At 73.3% G+C, this 24,159-nt stretch carries 20 protein-coding genes, 1 tRNA gene and 1 pseudogene; 11 read left to right on the top strand and 11 right to left on the bottom strand.

Annotated features, from left to right (window positions below):
* Positions 1-36 precede the first annotated feature (36 nt).
* The 3 genes and pseudogenes from QF032_RS09035 to QF032_RS09025 form a co-directional block, all read right to left on the bottom strand.
* Positions 37-336, bottom strand: a pseudogene (locus QF032_RS09035) (SDR family NAD(P)-dependent oxidoreductase); the annotation flags it as partial.
* A 108-nt stretch (positions 337-444) separates the two neighbouring features.
* Complete coding sequence (locus QF032_RS09030; protein WP_307055656.1) at positions 445-1,842, bottom strand: GntT/GntP/DsdX family permease; 1,398 nt, start codon at positions 1,840-1,842, stop codon at positions 445-447.
* 198 nt (positions 1,843-2,040) lie between these two features.
* Entirely contained in the window at positions 2,041-2,559 is a 519-nt protein-coding gene (locus QF032_RS09025; RefSeq protein WP_307055654.1) for a gluconokinase, read from the bottom strand.
* A 143-nt stretch (positions 2,560-2,702) separates the two neighbouring features.
* Here QF032_RS09025 and QF032_RS09020 point away from each other — a divergent pair, with 143 nt between their 5' ends.
* Entirely contained in the window at positions 2,703-3,404 is a 702-nt protein-coding gene (locus QF032_RS09020; protein WP_307041373.1) for a FadR/GntR family transcriptional regulator, read from the top strand.
* An 18-nt stretch (positions 3,405-3,422) separates the two neighbouring features.
* On the opposite strand, the gene QF032_RS09015 is transcribed toward QF032_RS09020, so the two are convergent.
* The 4 genes from QF032_RS09015 to QF032_RS09000 all read right to left on the bottom strand — a co-directional run bounded on the left by QF032_RS09015 (position 3,423) and on the right by QF032_RS09000 (position 9,733).
* Entirely contained in the window at positions 3,423-3,857 is a 435-nt protein-coding gene (locus tag QF032_RS09015; RefSeq protein ID WP_307041371.1) for a YchJ family protein, read from the bottom strand.
* 165 nt (positions 3,858-4,022) lie between these two features.
* Entirely contained in the window at positions 4,023-5,375 is a 1,353-nt protein-coding gene (locus QF032_RS09010; protein ID WP_307041369.1) for a M1 family metallopeptidase, read from the bottom strand.
* An 80-nt stretch (positions 5,376-5,455) separates the two neighbouring features.
* Positions 5,456-9,322 (bottom strand): Pls/PosA family non-ribosomal peptide synthetase, encoded by a 3,867-nt coding sequence (locus QF032_RS09005; RefSeq protein WP_307055652.1) that lies wholly within the window; start codon positions 9,320-9,322, stop codon positions 5,456-5,458.
* A gap of 323 nt (positions 9,323-9,645) precedes the next feature.
* Positions 9,646-9,733: transfer RNA gene (locus QF032_RS09000), tRNA-Leu, on the bottom strand.
* Between the two features lie 204 nt (positions 9,734-9,937).
* Between QF032_RS09000 and QF032_RS08995 the strand changes: the two genes are divergently transcribed.
* The 3 genes from QF032_RS08995 (at position 9,938) to QF032_RS08985 (ending at position 12,681) form a co-directional block, all read left to right on the top strand.
* Positions 9,938-11,266, top strand: a complete 1,329-nt coding sequence (locus tag QF032_RS08995; RefSeq protein WP_306953726.1) for a M20/M25/M40 family metallo-hydrolase — start codon at positions 9,938-9,940, stop codon at positions 11,264-11,266.
* Positions 11,267-11,431: 165 nt separating this feature from the next.
* Entirely contained in the window at positions 11,432-11,665 is a 234-nt protein-coding gene (gene chpH / locus QF032_RS08990) for a chaplin ChpH (RefSeq protein WP_306953727.1), read from the top strand.
* A 191-nt stretch (positions 11,666-11,856) separates the two neighbouring features.
* A complete protein-coding gene (locus tag QF032_RS08985) occupies positions 11,857-12,681 on the top strand; it encodes a chaplin (RefSeq protein WP_307055650.1) in 825 nt (274 codons plus the stop codon).
* 68 nt (positions 12,682-12,749) lie between these two features.
* On the opposite strand, the gene QF032_RS08980 is transcribed toward QF032_RS08985, so the two are convergent.
* On the bottom strand, positions 12,750-12,938 hold the full coding sequence (locus tag QF032_RS08980; protein ID WP_014671721.1) for a DUF5703 family protein: 189 nt from the start codon (positions 12,936-12,938) through the stop codon (positions 12,750-12,752).
* 47 nt (positions 12,939-12,985) lie between these two features.
* Between QF032_RS08980 and QF032_RS08975 the strand changes: the two genes are divergently transcribed.
* On the top strand, positions 12,986-13,663 hold the full coding sequence (locus QF032_RS08975) for a hypothetical protein (protein WP_306953733.1): 678 nt from the start codon (positions 12,986-12,988) through the stop codon (positions 13,661-13,663).
* Between the two features lie 79 nt (positions 13,664-13,742).
* Here the strand turns inward: QF032_RS08975 and QF032_RS08970 are convergent, their stop codons facing one another.
* Both QF032_RS08970 and QF032_RS08965 read right to left on the bottom strand, forming a co-directional pair.
* Entirely contained in the window at positions 13,743-16,145 is a 2,403-nt protein-coding gene (locus QF032_RS08970) for a helix-hairpin-helix domain-containing protein (protein WP_307055648.1), read from the bottom strand.
* The gene (locus tag QF032_RS08965) at positions 16,142-17,128 is read right to left on the bottom strand and encodes an aldo/keto reductase (protein ID WP_307041360.1); all 987 of its coding nucleotides are present in this window, start codon (positions 17,126-17,128) and stop codon (positions 16,142-16,144) included. The genes QF032_RS08970 and QF032_RS08965 overlap by 4 nt, the downstream gene beginning before the upstream one ends.
* A 184-nt stretch (positions 17,129-17,312) precedes the next feature.
* Here QF032_RS08965 and QF032_RS08960 point away from each other — a divergent pair, with 184 nt between their 5' ends.
* Both QF032_RS08960 and QF032_RS08955 read left to right on the top strand, forming a co-directional pair.
* The gene (locus QF032_RS08960; RefSeq protein WP_306953739.1) at positions 17,313-18,368 is read left to right on the top strand and encodes an LLM class F420-dependent oxidoreductase; all 1,056 of its coding nucleotides are present in this window, start codon (positions 17,313-17,315) and stop codon (positions 18,366-18,368) included.
* Positions 18,369-18,599: 231 nt separating this feature from the next.
* On the top strand, positions 18,600-19,388 hold the full coding sequence (locus QF032_RS08955) for a ferritin-like domain-containing protein (RefSeq protein ID WP_307041358.1): 789 nt from the start codon (positions 18,600-18,602) through the stop codon (positions 19,386-19,388).
* Positions 19,389-19,467: 79 nt separating this feature from the next.
* On the opposite strand, the gene corA is transcribed toward QF032_RS08955, so the two are convergent.
* The gene (gene corA, locus QF032_RS08950) at positions 19,468-20,463 is read right to left on the bottom strand and encodes a magnesium/cobalt transporter CorA (RefSeq protein WP_306953742.1); all 996 of its coding nucleotides are present in this window, start codon (positions 20,461-20,463) and stop codon (positions 19,468-19,470) included.
* 62 nt (positions 20,464-20,525) lie between these two features.
* On the opposite strand from corA, the gene QF032_RS08945 reads away from it, so the two are divergent.
* The 4 genes from QF032_RS08945 to mshC all read left to right on the top strand — a co-directional run bounded on the left by QF032_RS08945 (position 20,526) and on the right by mshC (position 24,081).
* Positions 20,526-21,212, top strand: coding sequence for a histidine phosphatase family protein (locus tag QF032_RS08945; RefSeq protein WP_307055646.1), 687 nt, complete (start codon positions 20,526-20,528; stop codon positions 21,210-21,212).
* 112 nt (positions 21,213-21,324) lie between these two features.
* The gene (locus tag QF032_RS08940) at positions 21,325-21,915 is read left to right on the top strand and encodes a DUF3090 domain-containing protein (protein ID WP_306953745.1); all 591 of its coding nucleotides are present in this window, start codon (positions 21,325-21,327) and stop codon (positions 21,913-21,915) included.
* Positions 21,879-22,712, top strand: coding sequence for an SCO1664 family protein (locus tag QF032_RS08935; protein WP_373430311.1), 834 nt, complete (start codon positions 21,879-21,881; stop codon positions 22,710-22,712). The genes QF032_RS08940 and QF032_RS08935 overlap by 37 nt, the downstream gene beginning before the upstream one ends.
* A 139-nt stretch (positions 22,713-22,851) precedes the next feature.
* On the top strand, positions 22,852-24,081 hold the full coding sequence (gene mshC, locus QF032_RS08930) for a cysteine--1-D-myo-inosityl 2-amino-2-deoxy-alpha-D-glucopyranoside ligase (protein ID WP_306953748.1): 1,230 nt from the start codon (positions 22,852-22,854) through the stop codon (positions 24,079-24,081).
* Positions 24,082-24,159 lie beyond the last annotated feature (78 nt).

Here is a 24,159-nt window from a genome sequence, read left to right as displayed (position 1 = left end):
GAGCGCGAACGCCGACTCCGCGTCCCGCACCGGGACGATCGCGCTGGTGAGCATCTTCAGCGCGCCCTTGGCGGCCGCGTAGGGCGCGATGCCGGGGCGGGCCACCTCGCTCTGCAGGGAGCAGATGTCGGGCCCGTCGGTGACGTCGAACGCGCTGGTGTGCACCGTGCCCGGGAGCCCGGCGGCCGCCCGCTCGAGGCGTCCGGCGTCGCGCCCGTTGAGGACGACCGTGCAGCCGGCCTCGGCCAGACCCCGGGCCAGGGCCAGGCCGATGCCGCGGCTGGAGCCGGTGACCAGAGCCGTCCGGCCGCTGATGTCGAACAGGGGGTGACTCATCGCCGTGACTCCTCTTCCCGGTGCCCGGCTTCCCGGTGCCCGTCTTCCCCTGCCTGCGGGCGTCGCCCGCCGTCCCGCCCGCCCAGGCCCACGCCCATGACCTGTCGTCTAGATCACGAGGGAGAGGAGCAGGACCAGACCGCCCGCGACCACGGAGATGATCGTCTCCATGACCGACCAGGTCTTCACGTTCTGGCCCACGGTGAGCCCGAAGTACTCCTTCACCAGCCAGAACCCGGCGTCGTTGACGTGGCTGAAGAAGAGCGAGCCCGCGCCGATGGCCAGCACCAGCAGGGCGGTGTGCGTCGTCGACATGTCGGCCGCGAGCGGGGCGACCAGGCCGGCCGCCGAGATCGTCGCCACGGTCGCCGAACCGGTCGCCAGCCGGATCGCCACCGCGATCAGCCAGGCCAGCAGCAGGGCGGGGATGGACCAGTCCTCGGAGATCTCCAGCACCATCCGGCCCACGCCGCAGTCGATCAGCGTCTGCTTGAAGCCGCCGCCCGCACCCACGATCAGCAGGATGCCCGCGATGGGCGCGAGCCCCTTCTCGACCAGCCCCGAGACCCGGTCCCTGGCGAACCCGGCGGGCCTCAGCAGGGTGAAGATGCCGACGAGCACGGCCGTGAGCAGCGCGATCAGCGGGGACCCGACGACGTCGAAGACGCGCTGCACGGTGTGCTCCGGGTCGTCCACCACGAGGTCGACCAGCGCCTTGGACAGCATGAGCACGACGGGCAGCAGGATGGTGGCAAGGGTGGCGCCGAACCCGGGCCGCTTCTCCGGGTCCTCGGAGGGACGCTGGGGGATCATGCGGTCGGGGGCGGGGACGTCCACCCAGCGTGCGGCGACCCGCGAGAACAGCGGTCCGGCGACGACGACCGTCGGTATGGCCACGAGCACGCCGAGCGCCAGCGTCACGCCCAGGTCGGCGCCGACCGCGTCGATCGCGACCAGGGGACCGGGGTGCGGCGGGACCAGCCCGTGCATCACCGACAGACCGGCCAGCGCCGGAATGCCGATCCGCATGAGCGAGTAGTTGCCGCGCCCCGCGACCATCAGCACCACCGGGATCAGCAGCACCACGCCGACCTCGAAGAACAGCGGCAGACCGATCACCGAGGCGATCAGCACCATCGCCCAGGGCATGGAGCGGCCGCCCGCCCTGGCGAGGATCGTGTCCACGATCTGGTCGGCGCCCCCGGAGTCCGCGAGCATCTTGCCGAGGATCGCGCCCAGTGCGATCAGCACGCCCACCCCGGCGACGGTGGCGCCCAGCCCGGTGGTGAACGAGGCGATGGCCTTGTCGAGCGGCGCCCCGGCGAACGCGCCCAGCGCGAGCGAGCCGATGGTCAGGGCCAGGAAGGCGTGAAGCTTGAACCGGGTGATGAGCAGGACGATCACGGCGATGCCCGCCAGGACGGCGATGCCCAGCCGCGCGTGGCCGGCCGAGGTGATCGGCTCGACGGCGTCCGCTGCCAGCATCTCGACGCTGAGTCTGGTCACGGGGATTCCCTTGTCAGGTAGGGGAGGGGGTGGGGGAGGGACACGGGGAGTGCGAGGGCGTGCGGGGGTACGGCCGACGCCGCAGGAGAGCTCCGGAGCGAGTGCTCTGGAGGAGGGTGACGAGGGTGTGTCGACGAGGGCCGGCGACGAGGGCCGGTCCCGGTGGTCGGCCGACGGTGGTCTGCCGGACGGGGAGGCTCAGTCCACGGGACCGGCGAGCGCGCTCAGCGCCGTCACCGCCCGCCCGGTGATGGCCTCCGGGCTGCCGACGACGTCGACGACGACGCCGGCCTCGTCCGCCTCGAGAGGCTGGAGCGTGGCGAACTGGGAGTCCAGCAGCGCCGTCGGCATGAAGTGACCCCGCCGGTGCGCCATGCGGTCCTCGATCAGCGACCGGTCGCCGGCCAGGTGGACGAAGACGACGGCTGGGGCGGCGGCCCTGAGCCGGTCGCGGTACGACCGCTTCAGCGCCGAGCAGCTGACCACGCCGCCGAGCCCGGCCCGCTCGTTTGCCCAGGCGCCGATGGCGTCGAGCCACGGCCACCGGTCGTCGTCGCCGAGCGGGGTGCCGGCCGACATCTTGGCGATGTTGGCCGGCGGGTGGAAGTCGTCGCCCTCGGCGTACGGGACGCCCAGCCGGGCGGCGAGCAGGGGACCGACGGTGGTCTTGCCCGTGCCGGCGACGCCCATCAGCACGACGACGTGCGGGGTACGCATCTCTGCCTCGCTGTCTTCCTCGACATCCGGCGCCGGTGGACGCCGTCGACGACACTGAAACCGATTAGGTAGGACTATTGCAAGGCCCGGTGCCGAATAAGTCTGACTTTTTGACTCCGTGATCTACCCCGTACGCTGAGTGCATGACCACTCCGGACCGGGGGCTCCACGGCCGCGTACTGGACGCCCTGGGGCCCGCGATCACGGCGGGCGAGTACCCGCCCGGCAGCGTCCTGCGCACCGACGAGCTGGCCCAGCGCTTCGACGTCTCCCGGTCCGTGATGCGCGAGGCGGTCCGCGTCCTGGAGTCCATGGACCTGGTCGAGTCGCGCCGCCGCGTCGGTGTGACGGTCCGCCCCAGGTCCGCGTGGAACGTCTACGACCCGCAGGTCATCCGCTGGCGGCTGGCCGGCGCCGACCGCCCGCACCAGCTGCGCTCGCTCACCGTCCTGCGCTCGGCGATCGAGCCGGTCGCGGCGGGCCTCGCGGCGCGGCACGCCACGGCGGAACAGTGCGCCGAGCTCACCGAGTGCGCGCTCGGCATGGTGGCCCACTCACGCGGCCACCGGCTGGAGGGGTATCTGGTCCACGACATGGCCTTCCACCGGGTGATCCTCGCCGCCTCCGGCAACGAGATGTTCGCCCGCCTCGGCGACGTCGTCGCGGAGGTCCTGGCCGGCCGCACCCATCACGAGGTCATGTTCGAGGACCCCGACCCGGCCGCCGTCACCCTGCACGTCCAGGTCGCCGAGGCGGTCCGGGCCGGCGACGCGGCCCGCGCGGAACGGCTCACCCGCGAGATCACCGTCGGCGCCCTCCACGAACTGGACATCCTGGCTCCCTGACGCGGCCGGCGTGCGGCGTCACTCCGGGAAGTCGCCGTCCACGTACGCCCAGGCCCCGTCCACCCGCTCGAAGCGGCTGCGCTCGTGCAGCGAGCCGCCCCGGTACGACGCGCGGAACTCCACCGTCCCCGTCGGGTGGAACGCGCTCCCGTCGGACACGGAGAGGATCTCCAGGCCCGTCCACCGCGTCCCGGGATCGAGTTCCAGCCGCTCCGGACGCGTCCGCGGATGCCAGGTCCGCAGCAGATAGCCCGCCTCGCCCATGACGAACGCGCTGTAGCGCGACCGCATCAGCGCCTCGGCGGTCGGCGCGGCCCCGGCGCCCGCGTGGTAGCGGCCGCAGCACGCCTCGTACGGTGCGGAAAGCCCGCACGGGCAGTCGGCGGGGACGGCGGGGGTGGCGGGCACAGCGGCGGAGGCGCGCTGTCGCGGGCGTGCGGAACGTCGGGCCATGCGGTTCATTGTGCCCGGGCGCCCACCGGTCCCGGTCACGCCCCTGGACGGCCGGAGAGCCTGCGCGACCGCTTGCACCGCCCTTCGGTCCTGCCGCCCTTCGGTCCTGCCTCGCCCCGCGGCCTCGTCACCGCTCCGACGCCGGCGCCGGAGCGGGCCCGGCGCTCAGGCCGATGCCGCGCCCCGCTGCGCCGACGGCGTCGGCAACGGCGGCAGCGCCGTCCCGTACACCCAGGCCGCGAACAGCTCGTCCAGCGGCTCGGACGTGAACCGGGCGGCGTGCGCGGCGAACGTCGCCGTGGTCACCGACCCGCCCCGGTGCACCCCGAGCCAGGCGCGCACCATGTGGAAGAACGCGTCGTCGCCCAGCGCACAGCGCACGGCGTGCACGGCGAGACCGCCGCGCTCGTAGAGCCGGTCGTCGAACATCGACTTGCGCCCCGGATCGGCGAGCCGCAGATCCTGCGGCTGCGTCGCCAGCAACCGGTGGGCGACGGCGGCGAGTTGCTGCGCGCTGCGACCGCCCGACCGCTCCGACCACAGCCACTCCGCGTACTTCGCGAACCCCTCGTTCAGCCAGATGTGCCGCCAGTCGGCGATCGACACGCTGTTGCCGAACCACTGGTGCGCCAGCTCGTGCGCCACCAGCCGCTCCGAACCCCGCGCCCCGTCCACGTGGTTGGCGCCGAACAGCGACAACCCCTGCGCCTCGACGGGGACGTCGAGCTCCTCCTCCGTCACGACCACCGCGTACTCGTCGAACGGGTACGGGCCGAAGAGCTGCTGGAAGAGGTGCATCATGGCGGGCTGGCGCGCGAAGTCCCGCGAGAACTCCGGCAGCAGCCGCGCCGGGATGTGCCCGTGCTGGGGGACGCCGCCGAGCCCCGGGTCGCCCAGCAGGACCGTCTGGTACTTGCCGATCGACAGCCCTATCAGATAGCTCGACGTCGGCGCCGACTGCTCGTAGACCCAGGTGGTCGTCGACGCCTTCGTGGTCCGCGTCAGCAGCCGGCCGCCCGCCACCACCGAGTACGCCGACGGCGTCGTGACCGATATCAGGTACGACGCCTTGTCCGCCGGGCGGTCGTTGCACGGGTACCAGGACGGCGCCCCGACCGGCTGGCTCGCCACCAGCGCCCCGTCGTCCAGCTCCTCCCAGCCGATACCGCCCCAGGGGCTGTTCACCGGCTTCGGGTTGCCCGACCACTGCACCTCCACCGTGAACGCGGCCCCGGCGCGGACCGGCTTGGCCGGCCCGACCCGCAGCCGGCCGCCCCGATGCGTGTAGTGCGCCGGACGACCGTCCACCCGGACCCGGCCGATCTTGAAGTCGGCCAGGTTCAGCTGGAACTCGGCCAGCGCGGACCGCCCCGCGATCGCGTTGATCCGCGCGGCGCCCGACAGCCGGTTCGGGCCCGGCCGGTAGTCCAGCGTGAGCTCGTAGCGGTGCACCCGGTACCGGGAGTCACCGTTGGCCGGGAAGTACGGGTCCGGCCCGACCGACTGCTGAACTGCCACTTCCGCGTCCGCTCCCTGCCCTGTGCTCGAACCGCCCGCCGCCGGTGCGTCGCCGCGCTCCGGGTCCGAGTAGCCCGTCCTCAGGGACGCCATGCCTCGATCGGGTTGCCGAGCCAGCGGGTGTCGTCGGGGACGGACTCCGCGGCCATGACGAGCGACGCGGGACCCAGGGTCGTCCGGGCCCCGATCGTGCTGCCGGGCAGCACGATCCCGCCAGGGCCCAGCGTGGCGCCCTCACGGAGGACCACAGTATCCGTCCGCAAGATCCGGTCGTGGAAGAGGTGAGTCTGCAGGACGCATCCGCGGTTGACCGTCACGCCGTCCTCCAGCGTGACCAGGTCCGACTCCGGCAGCCAGTAGCTCTCCACCCACGTGCCCCGGCCGATCCGCGCCCCGAGCCCGCGCAGCCACGCCGTCATCACCGGCGTCCCCGGCACGGCGCCGGCCAGCCACGGCACGGCCACCACCTCGACGAACGTGTCCGCCAGCTCATTGCGCCACACGAACCCGCTCCACAGCGGATGCTCCCCGCTGCGGTGCCGGCCGACCAGCAGCCACTTGGCGGCCACCGAGACGAGGGCCGCCGCGGCCCCCGCCCCGAGCAGCACGAGCCCCGACAGCAGCGCCGCCCACGCGCCGAGCGCGCACAGCGCCGCCACCGTCAGCACCGCCAGCCCCGCCGAGCAGAACACCGGCACGATCCGGCACACCTCCACCAGCATGCGCGCCCACAGCAGCCGCGCGGTCGGCTCGTACGTCCGGCTCTGGTCACCGCCGGTGGTGTTCCGCGGCAGCTTCACGGGCGGCAGCCCCAGATACGAACTGCCCTTCTTCGCCTTCTTGGGCGTCGCCGACAGCACGCCCACCAGGCCGCCGTCCGGCACGCTCCGCCCCGGCGCGGTCATTCCCGAGTTGCCGAGGAACGCCCGCCGCCCGATCTCCGCGCGCCCGATGCGCATCCAGCCGCCGCCCAGCTCGTACGGCGCGGTCAGCGTGTCGTCGGCGAGGAACGCGCCCTCGCCGACCGTGGTCAGACTGGGCAGCGCGAGCACGGTCGAGATCTCGGCGCCCTTGCCGATCCGCATGCCGAGCAACCGCAGCCACACCGGCGTGACCAGCCCGGCGTACAGCGGGAACAGGGTCTCCCGCGAGCGGTCCATGAGCTGCGTGACCGTCCAGGCCTGCCAGCCCGTCCGGCTGTGCGTCGGGTGCGTGCCCTCCCGCAGACCCAGGCTCAGCAGCCGCACGGCCGCCACCAGCAGCACCGCGTACGCCAGCCCGAAGGCGAGCGTCGCCGGGACCAGGGCGAGCGCCGCGCCCGACAGCGCCGCGGCGAGACCACCGCCGGGCGGCACGAACAGGCCCGCCACCAGCAGCGCCGCCCCGCCGGCCAGCACCGGCAGCGCGGTCAGGGCGAATCCGGTCAGCCCGTACATGAAGCGCCAGTACGTGCCCCGCGCCGGCCGCTCCTTGGGCCAGTTGCGCTTGGCCTTGCCGAGCTTGGCCGCGGGCGCGCCCGCCCAGCGCTGACCGGTGGGGACCTGACCGGTCACCGCGGAGCCCGGAGCCACCTCGGCCCGCTTGCCGACCCGGGCGCCCGGGAACAGCATGCTGCGCGTGCCGACGACCGCGTGCGCACCCACCCTGACCGGGCCGATCTCGAGCCGGTCGCCGTCCAGCCAGTGGCCCGACAGGTCCACCTCGGACTCGACGGCCGCGCCCCGGCCCAGCCTGAGCATGCCGGTGACCGGCGGCAGCGAGTGCAGATCCACGTCCGGCCCCACCTTGGCGCCCAGCGCCCGCGCGTACCGCTCCAGCCAGGAGCCGGTCAGCGAGGTCGCCCCGCTGAACTCGGCCAGCCGCTCCGCCGTCCACAGCCGCAGATGGACGCCGCCACCGCGCGCGTACCGCCCGGGCCGCACCCCGCGCAGCAGCAGCCGCGCACCCCCGGCCGCGATGGCGAGCCGCCCGGGCGGGCTGAACAGCAGCACCGCGCCGCTGACGACCAGCCACCAGGGCGCGGTCGGCAGCCAGGAGTACCCCGGCAGCAGGTTGCCCACCAGGGCCAGCGGCACCGTCCAGCGCAGCCCCAGCAGCGTGAACAGCGGGAGGAGGAGCAGCAGCTGGATCACCTTGGCGCGCACCGGCACCGGCGCGACGACGCGGGCGGCCCCGTCGTCCTGCGCGGACTCCTCCAGGTACCGGGCCAGCTTGCGCAGCGTCGGCTGCTGGTAGACGTCCAGGACGGCCGCGCTCGGATACCGGGTGCGCAGCCTCGTCGTGAGCTGGGCGGCGGCCAGGCTGCTGCCGCCGATCGCGAAGAAGTCGTCGCGGGCCCCGGATACCGGGATGCCGAGCACCTCCGTCCACTGCTCGGCGAGCCAGGCCTCGGTGCCGTACAACTGCTCGGTCCGGCCGCCGGTCTCCAGCCCCTCCAGGGGCCAGGGCAGCGCGTTGCGGTCCACCTTCCCGGACGTCCGGGTCGGCAGGTCGTCGACCGGCGCGAGCAGAGGCACCAGGGCCGCGGGCAGCTCGGCGCGCAGCCGCCGCACGGCCGCCGCCTGGTCCCAGCCCTCCTGGACGACGACGTACCCCACGAGAAGCTGGTTGCCGCTGCGGGCGCTGCGCACGGCCGCCGCGGCCCCCGCGACGCCCGGCAGCGCCTGCAGCGCCGCGTCGACCTCACCCAGTTCGATGCGCCGTCCGCCGAGTTTGATCTGCTCGTCGGCCCGGCCGAGGAAGACGAGCCCGTCGGCGTCGGCGTGCACCAGGTCGCCGCTGCGGTACGCCCGCTCCCAGCCCAGCGACGTCAGCGGCGCGTACTTCTCCGCGTCCTTCCCGGCGTCGAGATACCGGGCCAGCCCGACCCCGCCGATCACCAGCTGTCCGCTGCCGCCCATCGGCACCGGCTCGCCGGCCTCGTCCACGACGGCCAGCTCCCAGCCCCGCAGCGGCAGTCCGATGCGGACCGGCTCCTCGCCGGACATCAGCGAGGCGCAGGCCACCACGGTCGCCTCGGTCGGCCCGTAGGTGTTCCACACCTCCCGGCCCTCCGTCACCAGCCGCTGCACCAGCTCCGGCGGGCAGGCCTCGCCGCCGAAGATCAGCAGCCGGACGTCGTTGAGGGTCTCGGGCTCCCACAGCGCGGCCAGCGTCGGCACGGTGGAGACCACCGTGATCTCCTGCTCGACCAGCCAGGGCCCGAGGTCGGCGCCGCTGCGCACCTGTGCGCGCGGCACCGGCACCAGACAGGCCCCGTACCGCCAGGCCAGCCACATCTCCTCGCAGGAGGCGTCGAACGCCACCGACAGCCCGGCCATCACCCGGTCGCCGGGTCCGATCGGCTCCTCGGTGAGGAACAGCGCGGCCTCGGCGTCCACGAACGCGGCGGCGCTGCGGTGACTGACGGCGACGCCCTTGGGCTTCCCGGTCGAGCCGGAGGTGAAGATGATCCAGGCGTCGTGCCCGGTGCCGGGGCGGCCCGCCGCCGCCCCGGACGCGCCGTGGACGGTGATCTCGTGCCCGGCGCCCACCACCGCCCGCACGTCCGCCTCCCCGAAGACCAGCTCCGCCCGCTCGTCGGGGTCCTCGGCGTCCACCGGCACATAGGCCGCGCCGGCGGCGAGGACGGCCAGGATCGCCACGTACAGGTCGTTGGTGCCGGAGGGCACGCGCACGCCCACCCGGTCGCCCAGCCCGACCCCGGCGGCGGCGAGCCGGCGCCGGAGGTTCTCCACCTCGACGGCGAGGGCGCGGTAGGTCAGGGGCGTGCTGCCGTCGTCCAGGGCGGGCTCGTCCGGGAACGACCGCACGGAGGCGTCGAAGACGTCGACGAGGGTGCGCGGAGAGGCGGCGGGACCGCCGGAGAAACGGGCGGTGTCACCGGATCGGGCGTGGATCTCTTCGTCGAGCAGGCCGAGAGCACTGCTCTCGTGAATGGCTGCCATCGGTCCTCGCGTCTCGAGCCCGGAAGCCTCCGGGGCGCCGGCGGGCCCGCAGGTCTGCCTGGGGTTGTCCGGTCCAGCTCCATGACAAGCCGGAAATTTTAGTACGAAGCTAGGCTCGTCGGCTTGTACCGGCCACTCGAGGAGGCCGTCCGGGGCACGAGGGATGATCATGCGCAGGCCTCTGACCTGGGCGTCCCGCACGGCGGCGAGATATGCCCCACATCGGCGGGAAAGGGTGCGCGGAGGGACCGGGAGGGAAGCCGACGGGGGCGCGGAACACGAAAAGGGCGGCCCGGCCACTGGCCGAACCACCCTTTGCGCTGTGGTGTCCGAGGGGGGACTTGAACCCCCACGCCCGATAAAGGGCACTAGCACCTCAAGCTAGCGCGTCTGCCATTCCGCCACCCGGACAAGGTGTCTGTCGTGCGCGGTTTCCCTCGCGGCGACGTCGTAAACATTACCAGGCTTTCCGGGGTGCCCCGATCACGGCCGGCGGACGGCCGCGGCCGTGCCCGCGTGAACGGCTCGTGACGGGCCGGGACCGGTCTTGGGCGCGGACCCGCAGGCGGGGGAGGATGAGGAGACCCACCAGCAGTCACAGCGGGAGGAAGCAGCGTGAGCGCGACGGACGACCATGCCAGGAGTGTCACCGGCGAGGACGAGGTCGTGGACCTCTGCCGCGACCTGATCCGGATCGACACCAGCAACTACGGCGACCACTCGGGTCCCGGCGAGCGCAAGGCGGCCGAATGGGTCGCGGAGAAGCTCGCCGAGGTGGGCCTCGAGCCCCAGATCTTCGAGTCGCACCCTGGCCGCGCCTCCACCGTGGCCCGGATCGAGGGCGAGGACCCCTCCAGGCCCGCCCTGCTCATCCACGGCCACCTCGACGTCGTCCCGGCCAACGCCGCCGACTGGACCCACCACCCCTTCTCCGGCGAGGTCGCGGACGGGTGCGTGTGGGGCCGGGGCGCGGTCGACATGAAGGACATGGACGCGATGACGCTGGCGGTCGTCCGCGACCGGCTGCGCTCCGGGCGACGCCCGCCCCGCGACATCGTGCTCGCGTTCCTCGCCGACGAGGAGGCCGGCGGCACGTACGGCGCCCGGCACCTGGTCGACCGCCACCCCGACCTGTTCGAGGGCGTCACCGAGGCGATCAGCGAGGTGGGCGGGTTCTCGTTCACCGTGAGCGAGGAGCGGCGGCTCTACCTCGTCCAGACGGCCGAGAAGGGCATGCACTGGATGAAGCTGACCGTGGCCGGCACCGCCGGACACGGCTCGATGATCCACCGGGACAACGCCATCACCGAGCTGTCCGAGGCCGTCGCCCGGCTCGGCCGGCACACCTTCCCGGTACGGGTCACCAAGACGACCCGGGCCTTCCTCGACGAACTCGGCGACGCGCTGGGCACCCCGCTGGACCCCGAGGACATGCAGGCGACGCTGGCCCGGCTCGGCGGCATCGCCAAGCTGATCGGCGCCACGCTCAGCAACACCGCCAACCCCACCCAGCTCGGCGCCGGCTACAAGGTCAACGTCATCCCGGGGGAGGCCACCGCGCACGTCGACGGCCGGTTCCTGCCGGGCTACGAGGAGGAGTTCCTCGCCGACCTGGACCGGATCCTCGGCCCGCATGTGCGCCGCGAGGACGTGCACTCCGACAAGGCCCTGGAGACGTCCTTCGACGGGGCGCTCGTCGATGCCATGCAGTCCTCGCTGCTCGCCGAGGACCCGACCGCCAAGGCCGTCCCGTACATGCTCTCCGGCGGCACCGACGCCAAGTCCTTCGACGACCTCGGCATCCGCGGATTCGGCTTCGCCCCGCTCAAGCTGCCCCCGGAGCTCGACTTCGCCGGGATGTTCCACGGGGTGGACGAGCGGGTCCCGGTGGACGGTCTGCGCTTCGGTGTGCGGGTGCTCGACCGCTTCATCGACGCGTCCTGAACGTCCGGCCTGAACGAGATCTCGCCGGGCTGATGGAATCGGCCGCCTGTACGGAAGCGACTGGGAAGAGTGAATGCGCCGATAAGCGCGTAGCCCCACTAATTCCGCCTCGTTACTGGTGATGCGATCCGCTGCATGGGGTCGCTTTGCCTACAAGGAGGAATAATGATCAAGAAGGTCGTCGCTGCTGCGGCTGCCACTGGTGGGCTGGTTCTCGCGGGTGCGGGCATGGCCGTCGCCGACGCGGGCGCTCAGGGTGCCGCGGTGCACTCCCCGGGCGTCCTGTCCGGCAACGTCGTTCAGGTTCCCGTGCACATCCCGGTGAACGTCTGCGGCAACACGATCTCGGTGATCGGGCTGCTGAACCCCGCCTTCGGCAACACCTGCATCAACAACTGAGGTCGACCCGCTGAGGGGTCGTCCACACCGTCGGCCCCGGAGCGCACGCCATGTGCTCCGGGGCCGACCGGTCTTTTTCCCGAAGGAAAAGCCGAGAAGTCGTAGAGCCCGATGAATTCGAACAGCTGCAATGATGCGAGCGATTCGAGGTGATTCGGGACACAGGCGAGATCGAAAGCAGGGATTCAGCAATGCGACAGGTCACCCGCAAAAGCCTCATGACCGTGGCGGCGGCGACGGGGGTGATCGCTGCCGCCGGCGGCTACGCCCACGCCGACTCCGGCGCGTACGGCGCCGCCACCGACTCGCCCGGCGTGCTGTCGGGCAACTCGGTACAGGCGCCGATCAACGTACCCGTCAACATCTGCGGCAACACCGTGGACATCATCGGGGCGCTCAACCCGGCCTTCGGCAACTCGTGCGCCAACAAGGGCGGCGGGGTGCCCCGCGGCTACGGCGACCACCAGGGCCGCGGCGGCGGCCAGGCCGGTCACCAGGGCGGCAGCCACAGCGGCGGTCACGGCGGCGGTCAGCACGGCGGCTCCGGCGCACACGGGGGTTCCGGGGGCGCCCAGGCGGGCGGCCACACCGGCGGGTCGCCCGGCGTCGGCTCGGGCAATCACGTCCAGGTGCCCGTCGACGTGCCGGTGAACGTGTGCGGCAACAGCGTGGACGTCGTCGGCATCCTCAACCCGTCGATGGGCAACGACTGCGCCAACGGCAGCGGCCCGCAGCGGCCCCCGTCCCGCGGCCACGAGACGCCGGGCAAGCCCGGGCACCACAGCCCCGGCAAGCCCGGCAAGCCCGGCGAGTCCACCCCGTCCGCACCCGAGGCGCCGTCCACCCCGGGTCACGTGACGCCGGTCGGCGACTCCTCCGTGCACGGGCCTGCCGCCCACGCGCCGCAGCTCGCGCACACCGGAAGCGAGCTGCCGATGGGCCTCGCGGTGCCGGTCGGCGCGGGCGCACTGCTCGCGGGCGCGGTGCTCTACCGCAAGGCGCGCCCCTCGGCGTGAGACGTCCCGGCGCTCACGACGGAGCGGGCCCCGCCCAGGCGGGGCCCGCTCCGTTTCGTCGTCTCACCTCACCACGTGGCCCGCACCTGACGAATGATCCGCCGGCGCAACCGCACCCTGCGACTGCCGTCGCGCAGCAGGCTCAGGCGGTCCAACTCCCAGTGTCCGTACTCGGCATGGTCGGTCAGCAGCCGTGTCGCCTCCTTGCGGGAGACCCCGCGCGGTACGTACACGTCGACAAATTCGTATTCCGGCATCGCATCTATTGTGCGGGCTGGGGCCCGGTACGGATAGCGTCTGCACTATGTCTGATGCTGCGCAGCCCACCGCTGCCGAGGTACGCGCCGCCGCCGAGGCGGTCAAGACCGCGCTCGACCGCCACCTGGCCGCGGTCGAACGCAGGACGGGAGAGGACGACCCGGGCGTCTACGAGGCGTTCAACGAGCTGGCCGCCGCCGCCGAGGTCTACGACGAACTGCTCTACGACCGCTACGACGAGGTCACGCCCTTCGAGATCCCCGGTGCGGAGGACTCCCTGCCGCCGTACGAGGGCCCCGAGGAGCCGAACGCTCTGAGCGTGCTGATCCGCCGCGACTACGCCGTCGCGGAGCCCCAGCGGCTGATGGCGCAGGCGCAGCGGGTGGAGGCGGCGGAGGACGAGGGAACGGGCGCCGAGGTCTCGGCCACCGTGCACGGGGCGCTGGGCATCCTGTTCGGCGAGTTCGAACCGGACGAGATCGCCTCCCGGCACAAGGAGTTCGGCCTCGAGGAGGCCGACTCGACGCTGTGGGTGCTGGCCGCCGACGACCCGGCCGACCCCGGGGAGTGGCTGGAGACGCCGTTCGACCAGCCCGACCCGGGGCGCGTGATCTGCCGCTTCGACGTCAGCTCGGTCTTCGACGACCTCGACGACGACGCCGACGACGATCTCGTGGACGGGCTCGAGGAGGAAGAGCTGGAGACGCTCGACACGGATCGCTGACCGGCAGCAGGCTGCTTTGGTGAACCACCGACGGCGGCGGTCGCGCAGGGGAGACCCTGAGCGGCCGCCGCCGTCCGCGTCAGACCGGGGCCTGCCCGGCGGCCGCCGGGACCTGGGTGCGCAGCAGCACCGGCAGCCGGGTGGTACGACGCTTCGCGGGGACCTCGGCGACGGCCCGCGCGAGGGCCTGTTCGACGCCGTGCACCACGGAGAGATGGCGCTCCGCCCGTCCGAAGGCCGTGTACACCCAGGGGCGGGAGAGGGCCTGCGCGGCATCCCCGGGCAGCACCACGACCGCCGCGGGCCAGCGGCTGCCCACCGCCTGGTGCGCGGTCAGCGCCCACCCGTGGCGCACGGCCTGCTCCACCCGCTCTCTCGGTACGACCACGGAGCCCTCGGCGCACGAAAGGTGCAGCCCGTCGGCGTCGGCCGTCACCACCCGGCCCGGCACCGTACGGCCCGGCTCGGGGGAGTAGGCGACCCGGTCGCCGGGGTCGAACCCGCCGAAGCGGCCGGGGCCCGGATTGAGCCGTTCCTTCAGGGCGGCGTTGAGCGCGCGCGTGCCGGCCGCGCCGCCGTGGCCCGGAGTGATCACCACGGCCTCCTCGGGCGCGATCCCGAAGGCCCGCGGCACCGACTCGGCCAGCAGCTGCACGGTCCGGTGCACGGCCTCTCCGGCGTCCCGCACCGGCACGACGACGATCTCCTTGCCGGGCGCGTCCACCTGGTTGAGCTCACCGATGCCGACGCCCGAGACGAGCTCGCCGATCGGACCCGGATCGGGCGTCCGTGAGGCGATCTGTGGACTCACCCGCGCCGCGAGCAGGTCGGCGAAGACCCGCCCCGGGCCCGCGGACCAGAGCACTCCCGGATCCCCGCTGAGCACCAGCCGCGCCCCGTCCGGCAGCGACTCCGCCAGCATCGCGGCGCTCTCCACGTCGAGTTGCGGTGCGTCGAGCACGACCAGCAGGTCGAGGGCGAAGGCGCCCTCGACGTCCCGGCCGGGCCCCTCGGCCCCCGAGAGCAGACCGCGGACGGTCACGACCGAACGGTCGTCGCCGGGTCCCGCGCCGCCCTCCTCGCCGAGGAGAGCCGCGAGGCGGCGCCGTCCGTCGGGCGTGTGGCAGGCCGCGACCGCGCGCAGGCCCAGCGTCCGGGCCGCGGTGAGCAGCGCGGCCGGTTCGGCGCGGGCGGCCTCGCCGCCGGTGTGCAGCACCAGACCGTTTCCGGCGACGGCGCGGATCAGCTCGGCCGTGCCGCCGGTCGCGGCGGCCGCCGCCGGCTCCCACGCTGCGGCGGAGTTGTTCGCCGGCGAGTTGACCACGCGGGCCAGCGCGTCGGCGAGGCTCTCCTCCGCGAGCGCGTGACGCTCCAGTCCGACCAGGACGCGAACCGGCCGGCTCGCCTCGTCCTCGTCCTCGTCGGCGTCCGCCTCCGGCACCGGAGCCGGCGACTGACCAGGCGCCGAGGCCGGCCGCCCGGCGCCCGGCTCGTCCAGGGCGTCCTGGAAGGCGAGGGCCTCGCCCTCGGCCAGCGTGTTCTGTACGGCCGTCTCCGCGTCCGGCACGGACTGCCTGCCGAGGGCCGCGGTGAGCGCCGGCAGGTCGAGGGCGGTGTGACCGGCCAGGGCGGCCTGCTCGAGGAGCCACACGGTGACCGCGCGGCCGCGCCGCTCGTCGTCGGGGGAGCAGTCCGGGCCGAGCAGCGCCCGCGCGAACCCGTCGGCCTGCTCGGGGCGCACACCGGCCACGCGCAGGAGTTGCCACGGGTCCTCGCGGAGCCGGCGCCCGGCACCCTCGCCGAGTGCGGCGGCGGTCTGCGGGGCGAGCGCCTCGGGCGCACCGCCGTCGGTCAGCGCGCGCCGCACGTCCTCGACGGCGTCCGGGGCCGGCGCCGCCGGTCCGGCGACCCCGGCGGGCACCTGCTGCGGGCGGCGCACGGGCTCCGGGGCGGCACGGCGCGGGGCGGCTTCCGGGGCGTCGAACACGGTGGCCGGGGGCTTCGCGCCGCCCTCCACGGCGCGCACGGCCGCCAGCAGGTCGGCGGCCTTCCCGCTCAGCTTGGCCCCGGCGGTGATGGGCGCGGCCTTCTCGGCCTTCCGCCGCTCGATCCGGTCCCGTTCGAGCTTCTGCGCCGCCAACTCGGCCTGGGCCTCCGAGAGCTGCCCGGCCGCCTCCCCGTCACCGGAGTCCGCGGTCCCCGAGGCCTCGGCCGCGCCGTCCGCCCCTTCGCCCCCGGTCTCGCGGGCGGTCCCGTCGGCAGCGGGCTCCGCGCCGTCAGCCTCGGTGCCGTCAGCCTCCGCACTCGCAGCCTCCGCGCCCTCGGGGTCCGCGCCCTCCGGCTGCGCGCCGGCCGCCTCTTCGGCGGCTGCGGGCGGTTCCGCCGTCCCGGCGTCGTCCGGTGTCGCGGGGCGTCCGGTGCTCCGCGGCGTCCCCGGTCCGGTGTTCTCCGTCGTGTCCCGGGGCTCCGGCTCCGTGCTCACAGCGTGCTCCAGTCGTGATCGGGATAGCGGTGCACGGGCGCCGACACATCGTCGAGCGCCCGGCAGATCTCGTCGGGAAGACTAAGCGCCTCCACTGACAAAGCCGCCGTGAGCTGCTGCGCGTTGCGCGCGCCGACGATCGGGGCGGCCACCCCGGGACGGTCGCGGACCCAGGCGAGGGCGACCTGCAGCGGTGTCACCGCCAGCCCGTCCGCGGCGGTGGACACGGCGTCCACGATGCGGCTCGCGGTGTCGTCGAGGTACGGCTCGACGAAGAGCCCGAAGTGGTCGGAGGCGCCCCGCGAGTCCGGCGGCAGGGCGTCGCCGCGGTACTTGCCGGTGAGCACGCCGCGGCCCAGCGGAGAGGAGGGCAGCAGACCGATGCCCAGGTCCAGCGCGGCCGGCAGCACCTCGCGCTCGATGCCGCGCTGCAGCAGCGAGTACTCCATCTGCGTCGCCGCGAGCCGCGTCCGCGTGCCCGGAGCGCAGAGCTGCCAGGTCGCCGCCTTGGCGAGCTGCCAGCCGCAGAAGTTGGAGACCCCGGCGTAGCGGGCGCGACCGCTGGCGACGGCGATGTCGAGGGCCTGCAGTGTCTCCTCCAGCGGGGTGTCCGGGTCGAAGGCGTGCACCTGCCACAGATCGACGTGGTCCGTGCCGAGCCGGGCCAGCGAGGCGTCGAGGGCGGCGAGGAGGTGGCCGCGCGAACCGTCGAAGCGGCGGTCCGGGTCGGGCACGCCGCCCGCCTTGGTCGAGATGATCAGGTCCCGGCGCGGCACCAGACCGTCCAGGAGCCTCCCGAGCAGGTACTCGGCGTCCCCGTCCCCGTACACGTCGGCCGTGTCGACGAGGGTCCCGCCCGCCTCCCAGAACGTCTTCATGACGTCCGCGGCGTCGTGCTCGTCGGTGTCGCGGCCCCAGGTCAGGGTGCCGAGCCCGATACGGGACACGCGCAGGCCGGTGCGGCCGAGATGCCTCTGCTCCATGGACGCCGAGATTACTGGCCAGAACTGGGCAGTGGGTTGCCTGTGGACAACCGGATCCCCGGACCGGGGCGGCCGGGGTCGCCGCAGGCGGCGGCCCCGGCCGCGCTCCACGCGACCCCGGCCGTCCCCCGCCGCGCTAAGGTCTGCGGAACAGCGTCGTTACTGATGAGTAAGGGGATCGGCCATGCAGCTCGGGATCAACCTCGGCTACTGGGGTGCCGGAATGGACGGCGACAACCTCGCCGTAGCCCAGGAGGCCGACCGCCTCGGGTACGCCGTCTGCTGGGCCGCCGAGGCCTACGGATCGGACGCGGCCACCGTGCTCACCTGGGTCGCCGCGCAGACCGAGCGGATCGACGTCGGCTCGGCCATCTTCCAGATCCCGGCCCGCCAGCCCGCGATGACCGCGATGACCGCCGCCACCCTCGACTCCCTGTCCGGCGGCCGCTTCCGCCTGGGCCTCGGCGTCTCCGGCCCGCAGGTGTCCGAGGGCTGGTACGGCGTCAAGTTCGACAAGCCGCTGTCCCGCACGCGCGAGTACGTCGAGATCGTCCGCAAGGCCATGACGCGCGAGCGGCTGTCGTACGAGGGCGCGCACTGGACGCTGCCGCTGCCCGGCGGACCGGGCAAGCCGATCAAGCTGACCGTGCACCCGGAGCGCGAGCACATCCCGCTGTACATCGCGGCGATCGGCCCGAAGAACCTGGAGCAGACCGGCGAGATCGCGGACGGGGCGCTGCTGATCTTCCCGTCCGCCGACCACCTCGAGGACACCGCGATCACCTACCTGCGGGCCGGCCGCCAGAAGGCCGGCAAGACCCTCGACGGCTTCGACGTCTGCCCCACGCTGCCGCTCGCGCTCGGCGAGGACAAGGACGTCGAGCGGCTCGCCGACACCTTCCGCCCCTACACCGCGCTGTACGTCGGCGGCATGGGCAGCCGCAAGCAGAACTTCTACAACCAGCTCGCCCAGCGCATGGGCTACGAGCAGGCGGCGGCCGAGATCCAGGACAAGTACCTGGCCGGCGACAAGCAGGGCGCGGCGGCCGCCGTCCCGCACCAGCTGATCGACCAGACGACCCTGCTGGGCTCGGTGGAGCGGATCGCCGACCGCATGAAGGCCTATGCGGCGGCCGGCGTCACCACCCTCACGCTGGCCCCCGCCGGGTTCACCCTGGAGGAGCGCCTCGCCTCGCTGCGGGCGGGCACCCAGGCACTGGAACTCGCCGGTCTGGCATAGCCGGGGGAAGGTCTGCGGCCGTGGTGGGGGCTCGGGGGTCTTCCCCGCCACGGCCGTCACGGGGAACAACGCGCCGCGCGCCGCGCGGTTACGCCTCCGCGCCGGACTCCCGGGATCCCCCGTTCGGCGGAGCCGTCCGGCACAGCTGTTGCACCCTCGTCGCCGCCGCATTTGACTCGTTCCGCATGGAATGCCACGGGATCGCGTGTCATGCGGAGAGGTGATCGACGAGTGCTTTCGGCCAAGAGTCTGTTCCAGGAGATCATCGACGACGACGAGTCCTTCGCACTGTTCTGTTCCATCGCCGCCGGCGGTGAGTCGCAGGGCGGCTGGGAGAACGCCCGGATCGCGGCGCTCGTTCCGCAGAGCGAACGCGACCTCGCCCCCAGGATCGCCCGCCACGGCGCAGACGAGGACAAGCACGGGCGGATCTTCGGCGCGCTGATGAGCAAGCGCGGCCTGGCCCCCGTCCCCGTACCGCCGGAGACCGACTACACGATGCTCCTGGAGCGGGGCGGCATCGGGCTCGCCCACGACCGCCTGACCGCCGACAAGCCGCTGAGCGTGGCCGACATCGTCACCTACCTCGCCCACAGCCGGGTCACCGAACAGCGCGCCTCCGAGCAGATGGAACTGCTGCGCAAGCACTTCGCCGACCACCCGGACATCGGCCGCGCGGTGAAGATGATCTCGAACGACGAGGACAACCACCTCGCCTACTGCCACGAGGAACTGCTGCGCTTCGCCCGCGCGGGCCACGGCCGCGTCATCCAGCGCACCCTTCGGGCCTGCGCGCTCGCCGAGATCCGCGTCTACCGGGACGTCAGCCTCGCGGTCATGGACCACATGGGCCGGATCCTCGGCTGGCCGAGGGCGAAGTCGGCCGTCCTCGCGGCCGGCATCCACGCCGTGTACGCGTGGGAGCGGGTCGCCGGCTGGCGGCGCATGGTGTCCCTGAAGATGCCCGAGCGCCGTGACGCGCTCGGCGGCCCGGCGACCACCGCCGCCGAGTTCGCCTGAGCCGGCCACCGGCAGGCCGGACGGCCGGGCCCACAGCCGGAGCCGGCCGGGCCCACAGCCGGAGCCGGCCGCGCCGTGCCTACAGCCAGCCGCGCCGCTTGAACAGCCGGTACAGCAGCACTTCGAGCACGCCCATCACCGCGATGACCGCCGGATACGACCACACCCAGTGAAGTTCCGGCATGTGCTCGAAGTTCATGCCGTAGATCCCCGCGATCATGGTGGGGACGGCGGCCATCGCGGCCCACGCCGAGATCTTCCGCATGTCGTCGTTCTGCCGGACGCTCATCTGCGCCAGATGCGCCGACAGGATGTCCGACACCAGCCGGTCCAGCCCCTCCACCGACTCGTTCACGCGCGTGAGGTGATCGTGGACATCACGGAAGAAGGGCCGCGCCTTGTCGTTCACGAACGGCACGCCCGAACCGAAGGCGCCGGTGCCGGCCAGCCGGCCCAGCGGCGGCCCCAGGGGGCCGGTCGCCCGGCGGAACTCCAGGATCTGCCGTTTGAAGGTGTAGATCCGCGACGCGGTGTTCCGCGAACCGCCGCCGTCCGGCGAGAACACCTCCGTCTCCAGCTCCTCCAGGTCGGTCTGCAGCTCGGTCGCCACGTCCAGGTAGTGGTCCACGGTGGCGTCGGCGATCGCGTACACCACCGACGTCGGACCCTTGGCGAGCAGTTCCGGCTCGTCCTCCAGCCGGCGGCGCACGGCGGCCAGCGGGGCGCCGTCGCCGTGCCGGACGGTCACCAGGAACGAGTCGCCGAGGAACACCATCACCTCGCCGGAGGAGACGGTGTCGCTCTCGGGCTCGTAGACGACCGGCTTGAACACCAGGAACAGCGAGTCGTCGTAGACCTCCAGCTTGGGCCGCTGATGCGCCTTCAACGCGTCCTCGACGGCCAGCGGGTGCAGCCCGAACTCCCGGGTGACGTGGTCGAACTCCTTCTCGGTCGGCTCGTGCAGCCCGATCCACACGAACCCGCCCGCGGAACGCGCCTCGTCCACGGCGTCGGAGAAGTCCTGCGGGCCCTCTGCGCGGCGCCCGTCACGGTAGATGGCACAGTCGACGATCACGCGTCGGATTCTCCCCTCGCACCCTCACCGGCACACGCGCGCGTGCGCCTACCCTGGGCCGCATGCCCACGTTGATCCTCGTCCGGCACGGCCGGTCCACCGCCAACACCTCCGCCGTGCTCGCCGGCTGGACGCCCGGAGTCTCCCTCGACGAGCGCGGCGCCGCACAGGCCGCCACGCTGCCCGCGAGGCTCGAGGCGCTGCCCCTCGCGGAGGTCGTCGCGAGCCCCCTGCAGCGCTGCCAGGAGACGATCCGGCCCCTCCTCGACGCCCGCCCCGGCCTGCGCGCGCACACCGACGAGCGGATCGGCGAGTGCCACTACGGCGACTGGTCCGGCCGCAAGCTCGCCGAGCTGATGGACGAGCCGCTGATGGAGGTCGTGCAGACGCACCCCTCTGCCGCCGCCTTCCCCGGCGGGGAGTCCCTGCGGGCCATGCAGACCCGCGCCGCGGAGGCGGTCCGCGAGTGGAACGCGCGCGTGGAACGCGACCACGGCGCCGACGCCGTCTACCTGATGTGCTCGCACGGCGACATCATCAAGTCGCTCGTCGCGGACGCCCTCGGACTTCATCTCGACCTCTTCCAGCGGATCTCCGTCGAACCGTGTTCCGTCACCGCGATCCGTTACACCCGGCTGCGCCCCTTTCTCGTGCGTCTCGGCGACACCGGCGACCTCGCCTCCCTCGCACCGCGCGAGGAGCCGCCGACCGGGGACGCCACGGTCGGGGGCGGTGCGGGCGCACCGTGATCGTCGGCCGCAGTAGGGTGAAGCGGTTCGCGTAGGCGCGCCTACCCGCACGGACGAGCCTCATCCGTCCCCCCGACCCACGACGACCCTCGATTCCCATGGAGATCAGGACGTGTCCCGTCAGGTGTTCCTCTACGACCCCCCGGACCGCTTCGTGGCCGGTACGGTCGGACTGCCCGGGCGCCGTACTTTCTTCCTCCAGGCCACCGCCGGTACCCGGGTGACCAGCGTGGCCCTGGAGAAGGCCCAGGTCGCCGCACTCGCCGAGCGGATGGACGAACTGCTCGACGAGGTCGTCCGGCGCAGCGGCGGCAGCGCCGCGGTACCCGCCGTGTCGCCCGCCGAGAACACCGACACGGCGCCCCTCGACACCCCGATCGAGGAGGAGTTCCGGGTCGGCACGATGGCCCTCGCCTGGGACGGCGAGGAACAGCGCATGATCGTCGAGGCGCAGGCTCTCGTGGAACTCGAGGCGGACTCCGAGGAGGACCTCGCGGAGGCCGAGGAGAAACTTCTGCAGGACGAGGAGAACGGACCGCCGATGCTGCGGGTCCGGCTCAGCGGCTCCCAGGCCAGGGCCTTCGCCAAGCGCGCCCTCGACGTCGTCAACGCCGGCCGCCCGCCGTGCCCGCTGTGCAGTCTGCCGCTCGACCCGGAAGGACATGTATGTCCGCGCCAGAACGGATACCGCCGGGGGGCGTGACGACCACCGACCCCGCCACCGCCGCACTCCTCGCGCACGGTGAGCTCACCGTGCGCGGACGCATCCGGGAAGCCTCGAACGCGGCGCTGTACTGCACCGTCGCCCATGAGGGCCGGGAGGCCGCCTGCGTCTACAAGCCCGTCGCCGGCGAGCGGCCCCTGTGGGACTTCCCGGACGGCACCCTCGCCGGCCGCGAGGCGGCCGCCTACGAGGTCTCCGAGGCCACCGGCTGGGGCCTCGTGCCGCCGACCGTGCTGCGGGAGGGACCCTACGGCGAGGGCATGTGCCAGCTGTGGATCGAGACGGCCCCCGAGGCCGAGCTGCTCGCCCTCGTCGAGGCGGAGGAGCCCGGGCCGGGCTGGAAGGCCGTCGGGTTCGCCGACGTCGGCGAGGGCCGCACCGCGCTCCTGGTGCACGCCGACGACGAACGGCTCAGGCGGCTCGCCGTCCTCGACGCGGTGATCAACAACGCCGACCGCAAGGGCGGTCATCTGCTGCCCACCGCCGACGGCAGGCTGTACGGCATCGACCACGGCGTCACCTTCAACGCCGAGAACAAGCTGCGCACCCTGCTGTGGGGCTGGGCGGGGGAGCCGCTGACCGGCGAGGCCGTGGACGTGCTCAAGGGCCTCAAGGGCGCCCTGGAACCGGACGGGCGGCTGACCGCCGCCCTGACCGCACTGATCACCCCCGCCGAACTCGACGCCACGCGCGCGCGTACCGAGGCACTGCTGGAGTCGGGCACCCACCCCGAGCCGTCCGGCGAGTGGCCGGCGATCCCCTGGCCTCCCGTCTAGCCGACCGGCCCCGCCCGCGAGGGAGTCCTCCCGGAGCGCTCTCGCGGGCACGTCGGCCGGGATCGCACAAGAACGCCTTCCCGGCCATCCGGCCCGCTCCGGTTCGTACCCGCAACTTCCGTCCGGTTAGGCTCATGACATGCATGCCTGGCCCGCTTCCGAGGTCCCCGCCCTGCCTGGTCAGGGCCGCGACCTGAGGATCCACGACACCGCGACCGGCGGCTTGGTCTCCCTCGACCCCGGTCCCGTCGCCCGTATCTACGTCTGCGGCATCACGCCGTACGACGCGACCCACATGGGTCACGCGGCGACCTACAACGCGTTCGACCTCGTTCAGCGCGTGTGGCTCGACACCAAGCGGCAGGTCCACTACGTCCAGAACGTGACCGACGTCGACGATCCGCTGCTGGAGCGAGCCGAGCGCGACGGCGTCGACTGGGTCGCCCTGGCCGAGAAGGAGACGGCCCTCTTCCGCGAGGACATGACCGCCCTGCGGATGCTCCCGCCGCAGGACTACATAGGCGCCGTCGAGGCGATACCCGGCATCGTCCCGCTCGTCGAGCGCCTGCGGGACGCGGGCGCCGCCTACGAACTCGAGGGCGACGTCTACTTCTCCGTCGAGTCCGATCCGCACTTCGGCCGGGTCGCGAACCTGGACGCGGCGGCCATGCGGCTGCTGTCCGCCGAACGCGGCGGCGACCCGGACCGCCCGGGCAAGAAGAACCCGCTCGACCCGATGCTGTGGATGGCGGCCCGCGAGGGCGAGCCAAGCTGGGACGGCGGCTCGCTCGGCCGGGGCCGCCCCGGCTGGCACATCGAGTGCGTGGCCATCGCACTGGACCACCTCGGGATGGGCTTCGACGTGCAGGGCGGCGGCTCCGACCTCGCCTTCCCGCACCACGAGATGGGCGCCTCCCACGCCCAGGCGCTGACCGGCGAGTTCCCGATGGCCAAGGCCTACGTCCACGCCGGCATGGTCGCCCTCGACGGCGAGAAGATGTCGAAGTCCCGGGGCAACCTCGTCTTCGTCTCCCGGCTGCGCCAGGACGGCGTCGACCCCGCGGCGATCCGGCTCACCCTTCTCGCCCACCACTACCGCGCCGACTGGGAGTGGACCGACCAGGTCCTGGCGGACGCCGAGGCCCGGCTCGGCCGCTGGCGCGCCGCGGTCTCCCGGCCCGACGGGCCGCCCGCCGAGGCGCTCGTCGACGAGATCCGGGCAGCCCTCGCGAGCGATCTCGACGCCCCCGCCGCGCTGGCCGCCGTCGACCGCTGGGCCGCGCTCCAGCAGGAGCGGGGCGGCACCGACATCGGCGCACCCGGAGTCGTGTCCCGTGCGGTGGACGCCCTGCTGGGCGTGGCGCTGTAACCGTCCGGACGGCGCCGTCCCCTCCGGGAGCGGCGACAGGGGCGGTGCGCACCGGCGCACCGCCCCTGCCCTGGTCGT

Source organism: Streptomyces achromogenes (assembly GCF_030816715.1).
Classification (GTDB): domain Bacteria; phylum Actinomycetota; class Actinomycetes; order Streptomycetales; family Streptomycetaceae; genus Streptomyces; species Streptomyces achromogenes_A.
Note: the sequence above shows the minus strand (reverse complement) of the source record. Positions and strands in the feature narration are given on the sequence as shown.

Bases quoted from the DNA above. Each gene is read 5' to 3' on its own strand.
- chpH (WP_306953727.1), top strand. From the start codon at position 11,432: ATGATCAAGAAGGTCGTCGCTGCTGCGGCTGCCACTGGTGGGCTGGTT.
- QF032_RS08965 (WP_307041360.1), bottom strand. From the start codon at position 17,128: ATGGAGCAGAGGCATCTCGGCCGCACCGGCCTGCGCGTGTCCCGTATC.
- QF032_RS08935 (WP_373430311.1), top strand. From the start codon at position 21,879: ATGTCCGCGCCAGAACGGATACCGCCGGGGGGCGTGACGACCACCGAC.
- QF032_RS08945 (WP_307055646.1), top strand. From the start codon at position 20,526: ATGCCCACGTTGATCCTCGTCCGGCACGGCCGGTCCACCGCCAACACC.
- QF032_RS09025 (WP_307055654.1), bottom strand. From the start codon at position 2,559: ATGCGTACCCCGCACGTCGTCGTGCTGATGGGCGTCGCCGGCACGGGC.
- QF032_RS09015 (WP_307041371.1), bottom strand. From the start codon at position 3,857: ATGGCCCGACGTTCCGCACGCCCGCGACAGCGCGCCTCCGCCGCTGTG.
- QF032_RS09005 (WP_307055652.1), bottom strand. From the start codon at position 9,322: ATGGCAGCCATTCACGAGAGCAGTGCTCTCGGCCTGCTCGACGAAGAG.
- QF032_RS08980 (WP_014671721.1), bottom strand. From the start codon at position 12,938: ATGCCGGAATACGAATTTGTCGACGTGTACGTACCGCGCGGGGTCTCC.
- QF032_RS08985 (WP_307055650.1), top strand. From the start codon at position 11,857: ATGCGACAGGTCACCCGCAAAAGCCTCATGACCGTGGCGGCGGCGACG.
- QF032_RS08975 (WP_306953733.1), top strand. From the start codon at position 12,986: ATGTCTGATGCTGCGCAGCCCACCGCTGCCGAGGTACGCGCCGCCGCC.
- QF032_RS08960 (WP_306953739.1), top strand. From the start codon at position 17,313: ATGCAGCTCGGGATCAACCTCGGCTACTGGGGTGCCGGAATGGACGGC.
- QF032_RS09020 (WP_307041373.1), top strand. From the start codon at position 2,703: ATGACCACTCCGGACCGGGGGCTCCACGGCCGCGTACTGGACGCCCTG.
- mshC (WP_306953748.1), top strand. From the start codon at position 22,852: ATGCATGCCTGGCCCGCTTCCGAGGTCCCCGCCCTGCCTGGTCAGGGC.